The sequence below is a fragment of the Rosenbergiella sp. YN46 genome (assembly GCF_036620675.1).
In the GTDB taxonomy this organism is placed as follows: Bacteria; Pseudomonadota; Gammaproteobacteria; order Enterobacterales; family Enterobacteriaceae; genus Jejubacter.
This window is the reverse complement of record NZ_JAZHEE010000001.1, coordinates 328,200-343,558: the sequence shown is the minus strand read 5'-3', so window position 1 is coordinate 343,558 and position 15,359 is coordinate 328,200. Positions and strand designations below refer to the sequence as shown.

Genomic DNA, 15,359 nt, shown 5'->3' with positions numbered 1-15,359 from the left:
CGGAACAGCCCACCGTATCGTCATATTCTGCCATTTTTGTTCTGAAACCGGGCGCCGGAGCCGCCTGTCACCCTCACGCCAGCCCTCTCCCTGAAGGGCGAGGGCGTTTCCCTGTAATGAACGGAACAGCCCACCGTATCGTCATATTCTGCCATTTTTGTTCTGAAACCGGGCGCCGGAGCCGCCTGTCACCCTCACCCCGGCCCTCTCCCTGAAAGGCGAGAGAGTTTCCCGGCAATGAACGGAACTGCCACCGCATCGTTATATTCTGCCGCTTTTGTTCTGAAACCAGGCGCCGGAGCCGCCTGTCACCCTCACCCCGGCCCTCTCCCGAAACGGGAGAGGGAGTTTCCCGGCAATGAACGGAACAGCCCACCGCATCGACATATTCTGCCGCTTTTGTTCTGAAACCGGGCGCCGAAGCTGCCTGTCACCCTCACGCCAGCCCTCTCCCTGAAGGACGAGGACGTTTCCCGGCAATGAACGGAACAGCCTAACGCATCGACATATTCTGCCGGTTTTTTGTTTCCGTTTTTGAACACTCCACGCTAATCCGCGATGAACCAAAAAAAAGCGTGGCTGGCGCCACGCTTTTTTTGTGTCCGGGAATAAAGGAAATTACTTCGCTTTACCCTGGTTGGCGACGGCTGCGGCTTTCGCGGCGATCTCGTCTGCATCGCCCAGGTAGTAGCGCTTGAGCGGCTTGAAGTTTTCGTCGAACTCGTACACCAGCGGCACGCCGGTCGGGATGTTCAGCTCCAGAATCTCATCTTCGCTCAGGTTATCCAGGTACTTCACCAGCGCGCGCAGCGAGTTACCGTGAGCGGCGATGATAATACGCTCACCGCTCTTAAGACGCGGCAGAATGGTCTGTTCCCAGTAGGGAACCACGCGGTCGATGGTCAGCGCCAGGCTTTCGGTCAGCGGCAGCTCCTGCTCGCTCAGCTTCGCGTAGCGCGGGTCATGGCCCGGATAGCGCTCGTCGTCTTTGGTCAGTTCCGGCGGGGTGACCGCAAAGCCGCGGCGCCACTGTTTAACCTGCTCGTCGCCGTACTTCTCGGCGGTTTCTGCTTTGTTCAGACCCTGCAGGGCGCCGTAGTGACGCTCGTTCAGTTTCCAGGACTTCTCCACCGGCAGCCAGTCCTGATCCAGCTGATCCAGGATGCTCCACAGCGTGTGGATGGCACGTTTCAGCACAGAGGTATAAGCGAAGTCGAAGCTGTAGCCTTCCTTCTTCAGCAGCTCGCCAGCGGCTTTGGCTTCACCTTTGCCTTTCTCGGACAGATCCACGTCGTACCATCCGGTAAAGCGGTTTTCCTGGTTCCACTGACTTTCACCGTGACGAACCAGAACCAGCTTAGTAACAGCCATAGTTTTACTCCTTCGTAAACCTGGTAGATTCAGATTAATTGATAACAATTCTCATTATATTGCCAGCAGGGCAATAACAGCAATGCCTGCCTTTAACATAGCGAAACCCGGCCGTGAATGTAAGGCAGATGTGACGGAGGCGTTGGTTTTTTAGTTGAATTGGCGTAAAACCAGGCGGAAATGCCCCCCGGATGGAGGGCATACAGAAATCAGCAGGGACTGAATTGATAAACGGTCAGGCTGTGATAAGTCTGGCCCGGGCGCAGTATCACTTCCGGCTGCGGCCATTCCGGGTGGTTGGGGCTGTCCGGCAGGAACTCGCTTTCCAGCGCCACGCCCTGGTAGTTGGCGTACTCTCCCTGCTCGCGGGCAGGGGTGCCGGCCAGGAAGTTGCCGGTATAGAGCTGAAGCGCAGGCGCGCTGGTGTAGACCGTCATCTGTAGCCTGCCGTCGGAAGACCAGAGGTGCGCCGCGGGCTGTGTGGCATCGCCCCGGGCATTGAGCAGGAAGGCGTGATCGTAGCCGCCCACCTTTTGCTGATCCTCATCATTCAGGAAGTCCTGGCCAATGGCTTTGCGGCTGCGGAAGTCGAATCCGGTACCGGTTACCGCGTGCAGTGCCTGGCCCGGAATACCGGCCGCATTGACCGGCAGGTACTGGTCGGCCAGCAGTTGCAGCTCATGGTGGCGGATATCGTTCTGTTCGCCGTCGAGGTTGAAGTAGGCGTGGTTGGTCAGGTTTACCGGGCAGGGTTTATCCACCTCTGCGCGATAGGTGATCTCCAGTCGGTTATCCCCGGTGAGCTGATAGAGCACCGTGGCGCACAGTTTACCGGGGAATCCCTGGTCGCCGTCCGGCGACGTCAGGCTGTAGAGCACTTCATGCTCGTTCTGGCGCTCGATCATCCAGCGCTGCTTGTCGAAGCCCTGAGGCCCGCCATGGAGCTGGTGTTCACCCTGACTGGGCGTCAGACTGACTTCGCTGCCGTTAAGCACGAAACGGCTGTTAGCGATACGGTTAGCATAACGACCAATGCTGGCGCCCAGGAAGGCGCTCTGCTGCAGATAGTCTTCCGGGCTGGCGCAGCCCAGCAGGGTTTCACGCACGCTGCCGTCCGGCATCGGCACCCGGCAGGAGAGCAGCGTCGCGCCCCAGTCGGTGACGGTGACGACCATACCCGCGCTGTTACGCAGGGTGGAGATGCGCCAGGGCTGTCCGTCCGGCGCCAGTTGAGGGGTTTCCTTTAGCATAATCCTGCTCCTTCTGACGCTTTACAGACATAGAATGTCTCTTTGATGCCGGTACGGGCGTGATAGCTGTCGGCCACCGCCTTCTTAACTTCGGGAACCAGAGCCTCCGGCACCAGGGCCACCACGCAGCCGCCGAAGCCGCCGCCGGTCATACGCACGCCGCCGCGCTCGCCGATCGTCTGTTTGACTATCTCCACCAGGGTGTCGATTTGCGGTACGGTGATTTCAAAGTCGTCGCGCATCGAGGCGTGGGACTGCGCCATCAGCTCGCCCATGCGCTTAAGATCGCCACGCGCCAGCGCCTCGGCCGCCTCAAGGGTGCGGGCGTTTTCGGTCAGGACGTGACGTACCCGTTTGGCGACCAGCGGGTCCAGTTCGCTGGCCACCGCATTAAACTGCTCCAGCGAGACATCGCGCAGCGCCTTCTGCTGGAAGAAACGGGCGCCGGTTTCGCACTGTTCGCGGCGGGTGTTGTATTCGCTGCCCACCAGCGTGCGCTTAAAGTTACTGTTGATAATTACCACCGCTACGCCCTGGGGCATCGGCACCGCTTTGCTGCCAAGGGAACGGCAGTCGATCAGCAGTGCATGGTCTTTCTTACCCAGTGCTGAGATCAGCTGATCCATAATGCCGCAGTTACAGCCGACAAACTGGTTTTCCGCCTCCTGACCGTTCAGCGCCAGCTGGGCGCCATCCAGCGCCAGATGGTACAACTGCTGGAACACCTTGCCGACCGCCACTTCCAGCGACGCCGAAGAGCTCAGGCCCGCCCCCTGGGGGACGTTGCCGCTAATGACCAGATCGGCGCCGCCGAAGCTGGCGTCGCGTTTTTGAAGATGTTTCACCACGCCGCGCACGTAGTTAGACCACTGCTGGCTGTCGTGGGCGAGAATAGGGACGTCCAGCGAAAACTCATCGCGCTGGTTATCATAATCAGCGGCAATCACGCGCACCAGACGGTCGTCGCGCGGTGCGCAACCGATCACCGTCTGGTAATCGATGGCGCAGGGCAGTACGAAGCCGTCGTTGTAGTCGGTATGTTCGCCAATCAGGTTGACGCGGCCCGGAGCCTGGATGATATGGGTGGCCGGGTAGCCAAACTGTTCGGCAAACAGGGTACGGGTTTTCTCTTTCAGATCCATTATTGTTCTCCCGATTCACGGAAATGCACATCGCTGACCGCGCGCAGTTTTTCTGCGGCCTGTTCGGCGGTTAAATCACGCTGGGTTTCCGCCAGCATCTCGTAGCCCACCATAAACTTACGCACCGTGGCGGAGCGCAGCAGGGGCGGATAAAAATGGGCATGCAGCTGCCAGTGGACGTTCTCCTCGCCGTTAAAGGGGGCGCCGTGCCAGCCCATAGAGTAGGGGAACGAGCACTGGAACAGGTTATCGTAGCGGCTGGTTAACTTTTTCAGCGCCAGAGCAAGACTCTGGCGTTGGGCCAGCGTGAGGTCGGTTATGCGCCGGACGTGCGTCTTTGGCAGTAGCAGGGTTTCGAATGGCCAGGCCGCCCACCAGGGCACCACCGCCAGCCAGTGTTCGGTTTCGACCACCGTGCGTTTGCCGTCCGCCAGTTCGCGCCGGGCATAGTCGAGGAGCATCGGCGAGCCGTGTTCGGCGTAGTATGCGCGCTGGTTGTCATCTTCCCGGGCCGCCTCGTTAGGCAGGAAGCTGTTGGCCCATACCTGACCGTGGGGGTGCGGGTTAGAGCAGCCCATGGCCGCGCCTTTATTTTCAAAGACCTGCACCCAGGGGTAGCGCTGGCCCAGCTCGGCGGTCTGCGCCTGCCAGGTTTTTACCACCTCTTCCAGCGCCGCCAGCGGCAGTTCGGGCAGGGTTTTGCTGTGATCCGGTGAAAAGCAGATCACCCGGCTGGTGCCCCGGGCGCTCTGCAGGCGCATCAGAGGATCGCTGTCCGCCGGAGCGTCAGGCGTATCGGTCATCAGTGCCGCAAAGTCGTTAGTGAAAACGTAAGTCCCGGTGTAGTCTGGATTTTTGTCGCCGGTGACCCGCGTATTACCCGGGCACAGGTAACAGTCGGGATCGTGCTGCGGCAGCGTCTGGCTGGCGGGGGTTTCCTGCGCCCCCTGCCAGGGACGCTTAGCGCGATGGGGCGAAACCAGGATCCACTGCCCCGTCAGGGGGTTGTAGCGGCGATGTGGATGATCGACCGGGTTAAATTGCGGCATGATGATGTCCTTAGAGCCTACTCCAGTTAGGCGTTATTGTTGCAGTCAGTCTGGACACGGACAGCGCGCAGGAACTGAAGCGCACATGTAGTACGCGAGGATGATTCGCTACGCTCACCCCTTCGGGGCCGTGCCTTTCGGCACGTTAAAGGCTAACGCCTTTTTTCGGGCACTGCCCGGGGCCAGAATGGCAAATAAAATAGCCCTAATGGTATGGGCTCTTAGTCCGGGTAACCCTGAGGGTGGCGTGACTGCCAGCGCCAGGTGTCCTGCGCCATCTCGTCCAGAGAGCGAGTGACGCGCCAGTTGAGTTCTTTATCGGCTTTGGTGGCGTCGGCCCAGTAAGCGGGCAGATCGCCGTCGCGGCGCGGTGCGAAGTGATAGTTCACCGGTTTCCCGCAGGCGCTGCTGAAGGCGTTGACCACATCCAGTACGCTGCTGCCGACGCCGGCGCCGAGGTTATAGATATGGACCCCCGCTTTGCCTGCCAGTTTCTCCATAGCCGCGACGTGGCCGTCGGCCAGATCCATCACGTGGATGTAATCGCGTACGCCGGTACCGTCTTCGGTGGGGTAATCGTTACCGAAAATCGCCAGAGATTCGCGACGTCCTACCGCCACCTGAGCGATGTAGGGCATCAGGTTGTTGGGGATCCCCTGCGGATCTTCGCCCATATCGCCTGACGGATGGGCGCCGACCGGGTTGAAGTAACGCAGCAGGGCGACGCTCATTTCAGGAACGGCCTTCTGCACGTCGGTCAGAATCTGTTCGACCATCAGCTTGCTACGGCCGTACGGGCTGGCCGGATGGCCGGTGGGGAAGCTTTCCACGTAGGGGATCTTTGGCTGATCGCCGTAGACGGTGGCAGAGGAGCTGAAAATGAAGTTGGTGACGCCAGCGGCTCGCATGGCGCTGACCAGTTTCAGAGTGCCGGTAACATTGTTGTCGTAGTACTCCAGCGGCTTCTGGACCGATTCGCCCACCGCCTTCAGACCGGCGAAGTGGATGACGGAATCGATACTATGATCGCGAAAGACTGTGGTCAGCAACGCTTCGTCACGGATGTCGCCGTCGATAAACAGCGGCTTTTTTCCACCCAGGCGTTCGATGACCGGCAGTACGCTGCGTTTGCTGTTGCAGAGGTTATCCAGAATCACCACATCGTGACCCTGCAGCAGCAGCTGTACGCAGGTATGGCTGCCAATGTAACCGCTACCACCTGTTACCAGAACTCTCATTATTTGCTCCATTAGGCTTGGGTTATGAACTAACCATAGCATACCAGAAGGGGTAAAAGTGTGACATGGGCTAAATTAGTGGAATCGTTTACACCACGGATAACCCGTCGAAGACCAGAAAAAAAAGCATTATAAATCAATAGTGGGAAGCGGGGATTGCGGCAAGTCTTAAATGTTGCGAGCGGTGCAGCGGGGCGCGCCGCTCTGTAGCGGTTACAGCGCCTGAAGCTGATAGCGATAGCCGTCGCCGTCGGGCACAAAACTCAGGCGGTGGGTGATACAGGCCGGCGCGTCTTCGGCGTGATGCGAGACGAACAGCAGCTGGGTTTCCCCTTCGCCAATCAGAATATCGACAAAGCGGCGCACCAGCTGGCGGTTAAGGGGATCCAGCCCCTGTAGCGGCTCGTCCAGAATCAGCAGCGTGGGGTGTTTGACCAGGGCTCTTGCAATGAGCACCAGCCGTTGCTGGCCCCAGGAGAGGCTATGGAACGGCGCATTGGCCGTGTCGTTATCCATGCCCAGCAGGGCCAGCCACGCCCGGGCCAGTTTGTGCTGGCGATCCGATGCCGCCTGGTAAAGACCAATGGAATCATACCAGCCGGAAAGCACCACGGTCAGTACCGAAGCGCTGACCCGGTATTCCAGATGCAGGCTGCTGCTGACGTAGCCGATATGCTGTTTGATGTCCCAGATGGTTTCGCCGCTGCCGCGCCGGCGGCCGAACAGCGTCAGATCGTTACTGTAACCCTGGGGGTGATCGCCGGTAATCAGGCTAAGCAGCGTGGATTTTCCGGCGCCGTTCGGGCCGATGATTTGCCAGTGTTCACGCGGGTTCACCGTCCAGTCCAGGTGGTTGATAATCGGGCGATCGTTATATGACACCACCCCATCGCGCAGGACGATCCGCGGCGTATCATCAGAGAGGACGGGGCGATCGCCGGGATCGTCCATCTCCGGCAGTTGGGTCGCGCCCAGCTTCTCGCTCCAGGCCAGTTGGGCGATCAGCGCCTGTTCCAGCAATTGGGCCCGGGGGCCGACGTCGTTCAGGGTACAGTCGGCCAGTACCCCGGCGTGCTCCACGAACGGCGGAATATCGTCGAAACGATTGAGGATCAGTACCAGGGTGTAGCCATGGCTGTTTAGCTCGGCCAGCAGCTCTGCCAGTTGCTGACGCGAAGCGACATCCAGACCGTCGAACGGCTCATCGAACACCAGTAGATCCGGCTGAGCCATCAGCGCCCGGCACAGCAGGGTTTTGCGGGTTTCGCCGGTGGAAAGGTACTTAAAACGCCGGCCCAGCAGATGTTCGATTCCAAAGCGCCCGGCCAGCTCCCGGGCGCGGGCCTCGTCGTGAACCTCGTCCTGGATAATCTCCAGAGTTGTGCGGCCGGTATCGTCTTCGTCCGGCCCCAGCAGATCGGTGTTATTGCGCTGCCACTCATCGCTGACCAGCTTTTGCAGCTGTTCGAAAGAGAGACGCACGGTGCGGGTGAAATCCGACTGATAGCGGCCGGAAAGCAGCGGTAGTTCGCCGGAGAGCGCCCGGGCGAGGGAAGATTTGCCGCTACCGTTGGTGCCGACGAACGCCCAGCTTTCGCCAGCATGCAGGCGGAGATCGGCAATGGACAGGGTACGGGTATCGCTAAGGTGAAACGTGCCTTGCAAAATTTGCAACACAGACATCTTACATCCCATTTTTTGCAGTGATTAACGACAGGGATACGTGTTGCGGCGCTTAAAGTCAATGGTGCCGTTGGATTTCGTTAAGAGGACGGGGTATGCCGCTATCATTGGTAACCTGTGACACTCTTAAGCTCAGGCGACTTGTTATCTGGGAAATGACGCCAGAATGGATTATTTCATGACAATGAGTCATGAGCTTCAGGAGTCGTTATCTGATTATTAAAAAAGGGGATGGATTTTTCCTGCTGGTATAACGTGGATCGGCTTTTCAGACACCGGGTCTGTTATGGGTGAGGGGCGGACGCTACCGGGGGGGCAGTCCAATGTGCTAAAAACAGAGTGGATTTGTCCCTTATGAGCGATCAGCGGACGTCCGGATCAGAATACTAAGAAGCTGAACGCAGGTCTTCTGACGAGGCTCTGGTATCCTCCACCATTACTCGTCTGCTCATATATCTTACAGGCGTCCCGACAGATCGTGATTTCAGCCCTATTTAGCAAAACGGCAGAGCTGATAGGCTCTGCCGAACCGTCAGGGGCGGTGTTCTGAGCCTGTGGCTGGAGCCAATGACAAGACTGCATCTACAACCGGCCCTGACTTGTTATGTTTTACTGCATATGAATATCTTCATCAGTAAGTTCTATCCATCTTTAATAGCATTCAGACAATCCCTGATGGGTTTGAAATGCGTATCCGCCAGCCCTTGTCCGCACCCTGCTCCATAACCTGCGTGGCGATACCGTGCTCAACGCGTTGAGTGCCGTCATCTGAAGTCGTCGTCAGCGACCAGTCGATGAGAGCGAGAACGAGATCACCAGCAGAGATGAGAGTACGTATCTGGTTCCTGATAACCGGCCGTGATGCTGTGAGCGTGATTAAAGCCATCCGTAGTGCTTCAGGATTACTTTCAATGACAGCACCATCAGTCATTTTCATGGTGGCGCGGTTACTGAAAACAGACATTAAGTTATCAATTTTTCCCTCATTAAATGCTTCATCAAAGGCGGCGATGGTTTCACCAGGTGAGTGATAAACCGCGGCACTCTTTTCAATCGATGCAGCGAAGGCAGATATGCAACTGGCGATCTCACCGGGTGATTCAAGCGGTGAAAGGTGTCCCGTACCGGGAATAATATACATCGCTGCGTGAGGAATACGGGGTAGCAACTCTCTTTGCAAAGTTTGCGGGGTATCGACCCGGTCCAGTTCTCCTGAGATGACTCTGACCGGAACATTAATGGAGGCGACTTCCCGGGTGATGTCTTCGCTGATCGCTACACCGGGCCAGCCTGCTTTGGCTCCGGCTGACGCTCTTAAACTGTCCTCGATGACCTGCTCTCGAAGCGCGGGTCTGAGCGGCCGCGCCGTCAGGACATTGTCGATGACAAACCCGACTGATTCGCGGCTGTTATAGGCGCTGGATAGTCTGTCGCGCTCCTCTGAGGAAAGCAGCATGGGGGAAGGTGGGGAGGGTGCAATGAGAACCAGACCCTCAAGCCCTTCGGGCTGGCGCGATGCCATCAATTGGGCGACCTTTCCCCCCATCGAATGGCCTACCAGAATGTAGCGTTTAAGCTCAAGCGCCGAAATAACGCCTTCGGCATCCCGTGCAAGGTCTTCAATCCTGTATCCGGATTCGGGAGCATCTGACAAGCCCCAGCCACGATGATCGATGGCAACCGTGCGGTAGCGGTCTGGTAAATGACCTGTCACGCTCTCCCATGTACGGGATGAGCCGCCATAATAGTGTAAAAAAACCAGCGCAAGTTCACCGCTGCCCTGTAGCTGTACATTGATACCCGTATTGTTCACGTTAATTTTCATCGTTTCACACCTCCTGAGGAATGAAAACAATGTTAATTACAGCCTCAATTAATGATAATCCGTGAAATTATATCGATAGACGATACTCAAATTATCGAATGGCGGGATTTAATGGACAGATTTATCAGCATGCAGATTTTCATGGCGGCAGTGGAAGAGGGAAGTTTTGCGGCGGCCGCAAGACGTTTTAAGCTTTCAGCGGCAATGGCAGGAAAACATGTCAGTGCTATCGAATCCGATTTAAATGCCCGGCTTATTCAGCGTTCAACGCGCCGTCTGAGCCTGACGGATGTGGGGCAGCGATATTATGAACGTTGCAAAGTTATTCTTGAGGCTGTGGAAGATGCGAACAGAGAAGCGAGAGATGTCCAGGCGACACCGCGAGGGTTACTTCGCATTGCTGCGCCGGTCGCCTTCGGTGCAATGCATCTTGGAGCGATCGTGTCACGCTATCTGGAACAATTTCCGGAGGTCAGTCTGGATGTTGTGCTTGAAGATAAATTCGCAGACCTGCTTGAAAATCGAATTGATGTTGCCATCAGGGTTGGGAGACTTGACGATCCGTCGCTGGTTACCCGGCGGCTGGCGCCCTGCAAGATGGTTTTATGTGCATCACCAGAGTATCTGAAAAAACATGGCACACCAGAGACGCCGGAAGATATTTCCCACGCGCCGCGTCTGGCGTTCAGCCAGGCGGTTTCAGCGGGAGACTGGACAATTTGCGACCCTGCGGGCAGTTTGCACCGTATCGAAAGTGCATGCCGAATCACGTCCAATAATATTCAGTTGCTTCTGGAATCCGCCCTGGCCGGAACAGGCATAGCATATGGTCCCAGTTTTGTTTTTTGTGAGCATATAAAACAGGGCAGACTAATTGAGCTGCTGCCAGGGTACAAGACAACGGAACTTACCATTCAGGCAGTGTATCCCAGTGCGATCCGCATTCCTTTCAAGGTTCGTAGCTTTGTAGATTTCATTGCCGAAGCTTTAAGAGATACACAGCTGTAAAGAGAGAAAAAATGAAATATACGTTCAGTAATGTCAGCTATTGGCACAGAGCAGAACCCAGCCTTCCCCCAATTAATAGCGCTTTTAGCAGCCCGGCAAGCCAGCACCAGTATAAAGCGGTGCGCGCGCCGGGCTTCCCTGATACGCGTGCAGAGATTCAGCAGAGAGTGGCGATAATCACCTTATCGGCGTTAAAAAAGGCGGTGACCTCTTCTCCTTCCTGAAGCTGCTCCTGGGCCACCCGGTCGTTGGGCAGGGTGGCGCACAGCGTCTGGCCGTCGGGCAGGGCGATCAGCGCTTCGGTCTGCTGGGGGCCCTGTTCCATACTGGCCAGGGTGCCGGTCAGGCAGTTATCGGCAGAGGCTGCCTCCTGCGGGTGGCGGGTGACGTCGATCCACGGCGCTTTAATCAACACCAGCACCTCTTTGCCCGCTTCCAGCCCCAGCCGTTCGCCGCTGCGGTGAGTCACGGCGGCGTTGATGCGGGTTTTGCCATCGGCCAGCAGAATGGCGACATGCTGCTGAACCTGTTGATGGTCGCGGTGTAGCACGGTGCCGAACAGCTGGTTACGGGCGCTGGTTTGCAGTGAAAAACGTGAAATGGCGGCCAGCAGGCTGTCCAGCGGCAGGGCGTCGTCACGCAATGCGTCAAACGCTTTCTGCTGAATCTGGGCCAGTAGATCGTACAGCTGCAACAGGCGCTTTCCGCGGGAGGTCAGCAGCGCGCCGCCGCCTCCGCGCCCGCCGGTGGCGCGTTCAACCAGCAGCTCGTCGCTAAGCTGATTCATTTCGTTAATGGCATCCCAGGCGCTTTTGTAGCTGATACCGGCGAGTTTAGCCCCCTGGCTGATTGAACCGGTGTTGTCTATCTGCTTGAGCAACGCAATGCGCCGCGGGTCGGCGAACAGCCGCTGCTGGAGTTTCAGCGTTAACAGAATTTCAGCCTGCATAACCTCGATCCCGATAGGTAAAAGGCCATTGTCGCCGATTGCGCGCGGTGGGGCAATTCGCACAAAAGGCAATACCTTTTCGCTAAATGCCGTTAGAATGGCCCTTCACGATATGCTGGAGGCAACCATGTTTGAATTGATTAAAAGCCTGGCGTTCGCTGTTATCATGGTGCCCGTGGTGATGGCTGTCATTCTGGGTCTGATCTACGGTCTTGGCGAAGTGTTTAACATCCTTTCCGCCGTAGGGCACCGCGACGGCTCTTCAAAGCGCAACAACGCCTGATTTCCCTCAACGCCCGGCGCAGCCGGGCGTTTTGCCATCCAAAACTTATTCTTGCTCAAGTAAAGATGAAAAGCGCCGATAACTCCTCTATGAAAAGCATAGCGCTGTCGTTATATTGACTCCTACATAACGAAACAGTGGAGAATAGTATGTCAATTTCATGGGGACGTCTGGCGCTGGGCGCGGCATTAACTTTCAGCGTGGCAGGGCAGAGCGTGGCCGCTGAAAAAGTCACGGTCTTTGCGGCGGCGTCGCTGACTAACGCCCTGCAGGATATCGCCGCGCAGTATAAAAAAGAGAAGCAGGTGGATGTTGTCGCCTCTTTTGCCTCTTCTTCTACCCTGGCGCGCCAGATTGAAGCCGGGGCGCCGGCGGATCTCTTCATCTCCGCCGATCAGAAATGGATGGGCTATGCGGCAGACAAAGGCGCTATCGATACCGCAACCCGTAGTACGCTGCTCGGCAACAGCCTGGTGGTGGTGGCGCCGAAGGCGAGCCCCCAGACGTCATTTTCGGTGAATGAAAAGACCGACTGGATTAAGCTGCTGGATGGCGGTCGTCTGGCGACTGGTAATCCGGATCACGTACCGGCGGGTATTTACGCCAAAGAGGCGCTGACCAGACTGGGCGCCTGGAAGACTCTGGCGCCGAAGCTGGCCCCGGCCGAAGACGTGCGCGGCGCGCTGGCGCTGGTGGAACGCCGCGAAGCGCCGCTTGGTATCGTCTACGGCTCCGATGCGGTGGCCAGCAAAGGGGTTAAAGTGGTGGCGACTTTCCCGGAAGATAGCCATAAAAAGGTCGAGTACCCCATGGCCGACGTGAAGGGACACAAAAACGCCAGCGTTGAGGGCTTTCGCGAATACCTTAAGGGGCCCGAGGCATCGGCAATCTTTAAACGTTATGGATTTACGACGCGTTGATGATTTTAAGCGATCCCGAATGGCAGGCGCTGCTGTTAAGCCTGCGAGTTTCTTCTCTGGCGGTGCTATTCAGCCTCCCGTTCGGGATTCTGTTCGCCTGGGTTCTGGTGCGCTGCCGCTTTCCGGGCAAGGCGCTGCTCGACGGCATTATTCATCTGCCGCTGGTATTGCCGCCGGTCGTGGTGGGCTATCTGCTGCTGGTGGTGATGGGGCGCCATGGCCCGGTGGGCAGCTTTCTCTGGCAATGGTTCGGCATCAGCTTCGCCTTTAGCTGGCGCGGCGCCGTACTGGCCGCGGCGGTAATGTCGTTTCCGCTAATGGTGCGGGCTATCCGACTGGCGCTGGAAGGGGTGGATATACGTCTTGAACAGGCGGCGCGCACCCTGGGCGCCGGGCGCTGGCGGGTATTCTGCACCATTACGCTGCCGCTGACCCTGCCGGGCATTATCGTTGGCACCGTGCTGGCCTTCGCCCGCTCGCTGGGGGAGTTCGGCGCCACCATTACCTTCGTCTCCAATATTCCGGGGGAAACCCGAACTTTGCCCTCAGCCATGTATACCCTGATTCAGACTCCGGGCGGGGAGGGCGCCGCCGCGCGCCTGTGCGTGATTTCCATCGTGCTGGCGCTGGTTTCGCTGCTGGTTTCTGAATGGCTGGCGCGTCGCAGCCGACAGCGGATGGGAGGATAACCGTGCTGGAACTCGATTTTGTGCAAACCCTGGGCAGCCACCGGTTACAGGTGAAGGAAAGCCTGCCCGGAGAAGGGATTACCGCGGTTTTCGGGGTGTCCGGCGCTGGTAAAACGTCGCTTATTAATGCCATCAGCGGTCTGACGCGCCCCCAGCAGGGGCGCATCGTGCTGAATGGACGGGTACTGAGCGATAGTGATAGCGATACCTTCCTGGCGCCGGAAAAGCGGCGCATCGGCTACGTTTTTCAGGACGCCCGGCTGTTTCCCCACTACCGGGTGCGGGGCAATCTGCGCTATGGCATGGCGAAGAGTATGGCCGGACAGTTCGATAAACTGGTGGCGCTGTTGGGCATCGGGCCGCTGCTTGAACGCTTCCCCTGGTCGCTGTCGGGCGGCGAGAAACAGCGGGTCGCCATTGGGCGTGCGCTGCTGACGGCGCCGGAACTGCTGCTGCTGGATGAACCTCTGGCGTCGCTGGATCTTCCGCGTAAGCGTGAGCTATTGCCGTATTTGCAGCGCCTGGCCCGGGAGATCCATATTCCGATGCTCTATGTCAGCCATTCGCTGGAAGAGATTCTGCATCTGGCCGATAAGGTGCTGGTGCTGGATAACGGTGAAGTCAGGGCCTTCGGTACGCTGGAAGAGGTGTGGAGCAGCCCGGTGATGCACCCCTGGCTACCCAGAGAGCAGCAGAGCAGCGTGCTGAATGTGAAGGTGCTGGAACATCATGCGCATTACGCCATGACCGCGCTGGCGCTGGGCGATCGTCCGCTATGGGTAAATCGCCTGGATCTGCCGCCGGGCAGCCCGTTGCGCATTCGTATTAACGCTCAGGATGTATCGCTGGCGCTGCGTCATCCGGAAGCCAGCAGCATTCGTAACGTGCTGGCGGCGCGGGTGGAGGAGTGTTACGAAGAAGAGGGCCAGGTAGAGGTGATGCTGAGCGTTGGCACCCACCGTCTGTGGGCGCGCATCAGCCCCTGGGCCAGAGATGAGCTGGATATCCAGCCGGGGCTGTGGCTCCACGCTCAGATCAAGAGCGTTTCGATTACAGCAGGTGGCGGCGGATAGCGTCAGCGATGCTGTTCTCTTCATTAGTGCCGATAGTGATATCGGCACGTGCCTTAATGGCGTCATCGGCATTGCCCATGGCGAAGCCGATACCGGCAGGCTCAAGCATACTCAAATCGTTATAGTTATCCCCGAAGGCCACCACCTGGCTCATGGTCATTCCCTGTGATTCCACCCACTGCGCCAGACGCCTGCCTTTGCTGTTGCCTGACTGAGCGACGTCGACCTGATCGTGCCATGACCATTCGCAGGCAAGGTTCAGTTCGCCTTCCAGCAGCGCAGTGGTTTCCTGCAACCGGGAAATGCTCTCGCCGGTCAGGGCGAATTTCCAGATAGCCCGTGCAGAACGGGCGGCATCGCGCAGCGAATCTACCTGGCGAAAGGTGGGGCGCTGATCTTCCGGCAGCGACAGCGCCCAGTTGCGGGTGCGCTCCACGTGGCCGGTGGGGGTTTCATACAGCATCTCGTCGTCCACGTACATCAGGCCGTGGATCTGCCGGGACTCCAGCAGATCCAGGGTGGCCAGCGCCTGACTGGCGCTGAGTGGATCGGCAGCCAGCACCCGCTTAGCCGGGTAGTCGTACAGATAAGTGCCGTTGCAGCAGATGGCCGGAGTGGTCAACGCCAGCGCCCGGTAAAAGGGGTGAATGGCGACGTGGTGACGACCGGTGACGATCAGCACCTGATAACCCGCTTCCCGGGCCTGTTGCAGCGCTTCCAGCGAAGCGGGCAGAATGGTTTTTTGCGGCGTCAGTAGGGTGCCGTCAAGATCGAGCGCAATAACGCGATAAGTCATAGGAGTCCTGAAGTCTCGGTAACCAGAAGCCGCCAGTATGACATACCCTGGCGCCGCTGTGTTAGATGGCGCACTGACGGAAA

At 58.0% G+C, this 15,359-nt stretch carries 14 protein-coding genes; 5 read left to right on the top strand and 9 right to left on the bottom strand.

Going from position 1 to position 15,359, the window contains the following annotated elements:
- Positions 1 to 618: 618 nt before the first annotated feature.
- The 7 genes from gpmA to V3W49_RS01570 all read right to left on the bottom strand — a co-directional run bounded on the left by gpmA (position 619) and on the right by V3W49_RS01570 (position 9,558).
- Entirely contained in the window at positions 619 to 1,371 is a 753-nt protein-coding gene (gene gpmA / locus V3W49_RS01600; protein WP_500143241.1) for a 2,3-diphosphoglycerate-dependent phosphoglycerate mutase, read from the bottom strand.
- A gap of 209 nt (positions 1,372 to 1,580) precedes the next feature.
- Complete coding sequence (gene galM, locus V3W49_RS01595; protein WP_500143239.1) at positions 1,581 to 2,621, bottom strand: galactose-1-epimerase; 1,041 nt, start codon at positions 2,619 to 2,621, stop codon at positions 1,581 to 1,583.
- A complete protein-coding gene (galK, locus tag V3W49_RS01590) occupies positions 2,615 to 3,763 on the bottom strand; it encodes a galactokinase (protein ID WP_500143237.1) in 1,149 nt (382 codons plus the stop codon). Before galK ends, galM begins: the two co-directional genes overlap by 7 nt.
- The gene (gene galT, locus V3W49_RS01585) at positions 3,763 to 4,812 is read right to left on the bottom strand and encodes a galactose-1-phosphate uridylyltransferase (protein ID WP_500143236.1); all 1,050 of its coding nucleotides are present in this window, start codon (positions 4,810 to 4,812) and stop codon (positions 3,763 to 3,765) included. Before galT ends, galK begins: the two co-directional genes overlap by 1 nt.
- Before the next feature lie 221 nt (positions 4,813 to 5,033).
- Positions 5,034 to 6,050, bottom strand: a complete 1,017-nt coding sequence (gene galE / locus V3W49_RS01580) for a UDP-glucose 4-epimerase GalE (RefSeq protein ID WP_500143234.1) — start codon at positions 6,048 to 6,050, stop codon at positions 5,034 to 5,036.
- Positions 6,051 to 6,263: 213 nt separating this feature from the next.
- Positions 6,264 to 7,733 (bottom strand): molybdate ABC transporter ATP-binding protein ModF, encoded by a 1,470-nt coding sequence (modF, locus tag V3W49_RS01575; RefSeq protein WP_500143232.1) that lies wholly within the window; start codon positions 7,731 to 7,733, stop codon positions 6,264 to 6,266.
- Positions 7,734 to 8,394: 661 nt separating this feature from the next.
- The gene (locus tag V3W49_RS01570) at positions 8,395 to 9,558 is read right to left on the bottom strand and encodes an alpha/beta fold hydrolase (protein ID WP_324019896.1); all 1,164 of its coding nucleotides are present in this window, start codon (positions 9,556 to 9,558) and stop codon (positions 8,395 to 8,397) included.
- 111 nt (positions 9,559 to 9,669) lie between these two features.
- On the opposite strand from V3W49_RS01570, the gene V3W49_RS01565 reads away from it, so the two are divergent.
- Positions 9,670 to 10,566, top strand: coding sequence for a LysR family transcriptional regulator (locus V3W49_RS01565; protein ID WP_373964026.1), 897 nt, complete (start codon positions 9,670 to 9,672; stop codon positions 10,564 to 10,566).
- Positions 10,567 to 10,723: 157 nt separating this feature from the next.
- Here V3W49_RS01565 and modE read toward each other — a convergent pair whose 3' ends face one another.
- On the bottom strand, positions 10,724 to 11,515 hold the full coding sequence (gene modE, locus V3W49_RS01560; protein WP_500143231.1) for a molybdenum-dependent transcriptional regulator: 792 nt from the start codon (positions 11,513 to 11,515) through the stop codon (positions 10,724 to 10,726).
- Between the two features lie 127 nt (positions 11,516 to 11,642).
- On the opposite strand from modE, the gene V3W49_RS01555 reads away from it, so the two are divergent.
- From V3W49_RS01555 to modC, 4 genes are all read left to right on the top strand, one after another.
- Positions 11,643 to 11,798 (top strand): AcrZ family multidrug efflux pump-associated protein, encoded by a 156-nt coding sequence (locus tag V3W49_RS01555; RefSeq protein WP_500143229.1) that lies wholly within the window; start codon positions 11,643 to 11,645, stop codon positions 11,796 to 11,798.
- A 149-nt stretch (positions 11,799 to 11,947) separates the two neighbouring features.
- Positions 11,948 to 12,718: a molybdate ABC transporter substrate-binding protein gene (gene modA, locus V3W49_RS01550; RefSeq protein ID WP_500143228.1), complete on the top strand. Its 771-nt coding sequence runs from the start codon at positions 11,948 to 11,950 to the stop codon at positions 12,716 to 12,718.
- A complete protein-coding gene (modB, locus tag V3W49_RS01545) occupies positions 12,718 to 13,407 on the top strand; it encodes a molybdate ABC transporter permease subunit (protein ID WP_500143226.1) in 690 nt (229 codons plus the stop codon). The genes modA and modB overlap by 1 nt, the downstream gene beginning before the upstream one ends.
- A 2-nt stretch (positions 13,408 to 13,409) precedes the next feature.
- Complete coding sequence (modC, locus tag V3W49_RS01540) at positions 13,410 to 14,480, top strand: molybdenum ABC transporter ATP-binding protein ModC (RefSeq protein ID WP_500143224.1); 1,071 nt, start codon at positions 13,410 to 13,412, stop codon at positions 14,478 to 14,480.
- Here the strand turns inward: modC and V3W49_RS01535 are convergent.
- On the bottom strand, positions 14,458 to 15,276 hold the full coding sequence (locus V3W49_RS01535; protein WP_500143223.1) for a pyridoxal phosphatase: 819 nt from the start codon (positions 15,274 to 15,276) through the stop codon (positions 14,458 to 14,460). The two genes, modC and V3W49_RS01535, sit on opposite strands and share 23 nt — an antisense overlap.
- Positions 15,277 to 15,359: the final 83 nt, after the last annotated feature.

What these genes read in the sequence shown, in the direction of transcription:
- gpmA (WP_500143241.1), bottom strand. Translation starts at nt 1,371, where the DNA reads ATGGCTGTTACTAAGCTGGTTCTGGTTCGTCACGGTGAAAGTCAGTGG.
- galM (WP_500143239.1), bottom strand. Translation starts at nt 2,621, where the DNA reads ATGCTAAAGGAAACCCCTCAACTGGCGCCGGACGGACAGCCCTGGCGC.
- galK (WP_500143237.1), bottom strand. Translation starts at nt 3,763, where the DNA reads ATGGATCTGAAAGAGAAAACCCGTACCCTGTTTGCCGAACAGTTTGGC.
- galT (WP_500143236.1), bottom strand. Translation starts at nt 4,812, where the DNA reads ATGCCGCAATTTAACCCGGTCGATCATCCACATCGCCGCTACAACCCC.
- galE (WP_500143234.1), bottom strand. Translation starts at nt 6,050, where the DNA reads ATGAGAGTTCTGGTAACAGGTGGTAGCGGTTACATTGGCAGCCATACC.
- modF (WP_500143232.1), bottom strand. Translation starts at nt 7,733, where the DNA reads ATGTCTGTGTTGCAAATTTTGCAAGGCACGTTTCACCTTAGCGATACC.
- V3W49_RS01570 (WP_324019896.1), bottom strand. Translation starts at nt 9,558, where the DNA reads ATGAAAATTAACGTGAACAATACGGGTATCAATGTACAGCTACAGGGC.
- V3W49_RS01565 (WP_373964026.1), top strand. Translation starts at nt 9,670, where the DNA reads ATGGACAGATTTATCAGCATGCAGATTTTCATGGCGGCAGTGGAAGAG.
- modE (WP_500143231.1), bottom strand. Translation starts at nt 11,515, where the DNA reads ATGCAGGCTGAAATTCTGTTAACGCTGAAACTCCAGCAGCGGCTGTTC.
- V3W49_RS01555 (WP_500143229.1), top strand. Translation starts at nt 11,643, where the DNA reads ATGTTTGAATTGATTAAAAGCCTGGCGTTCGCTGTTATCATGGTGCCC.
- modA (WP_500143228.1), top strand. Translation starts at nt 11,948, where the DNA reads ATGTCAATTTCATGGGGACGTCTGGCGCTGGGCGCGGCATTAACTTTC.
- modB (WP_500143226.1), top strand. Translation starts at nt 12,718, where the DNA reads ATGATTTTAAGCGATCCCGAATGGCAGGCGCTGCTGTTAAGCCTGCGA.
- V3W49_RS01535 (WP_500143223.1), bottom strand. Translation starts at nt 15,276, where the DNA reads ATGACTTATCGCGTTATTGCGCTCGATCTTGACGGCACCCTACTGACG.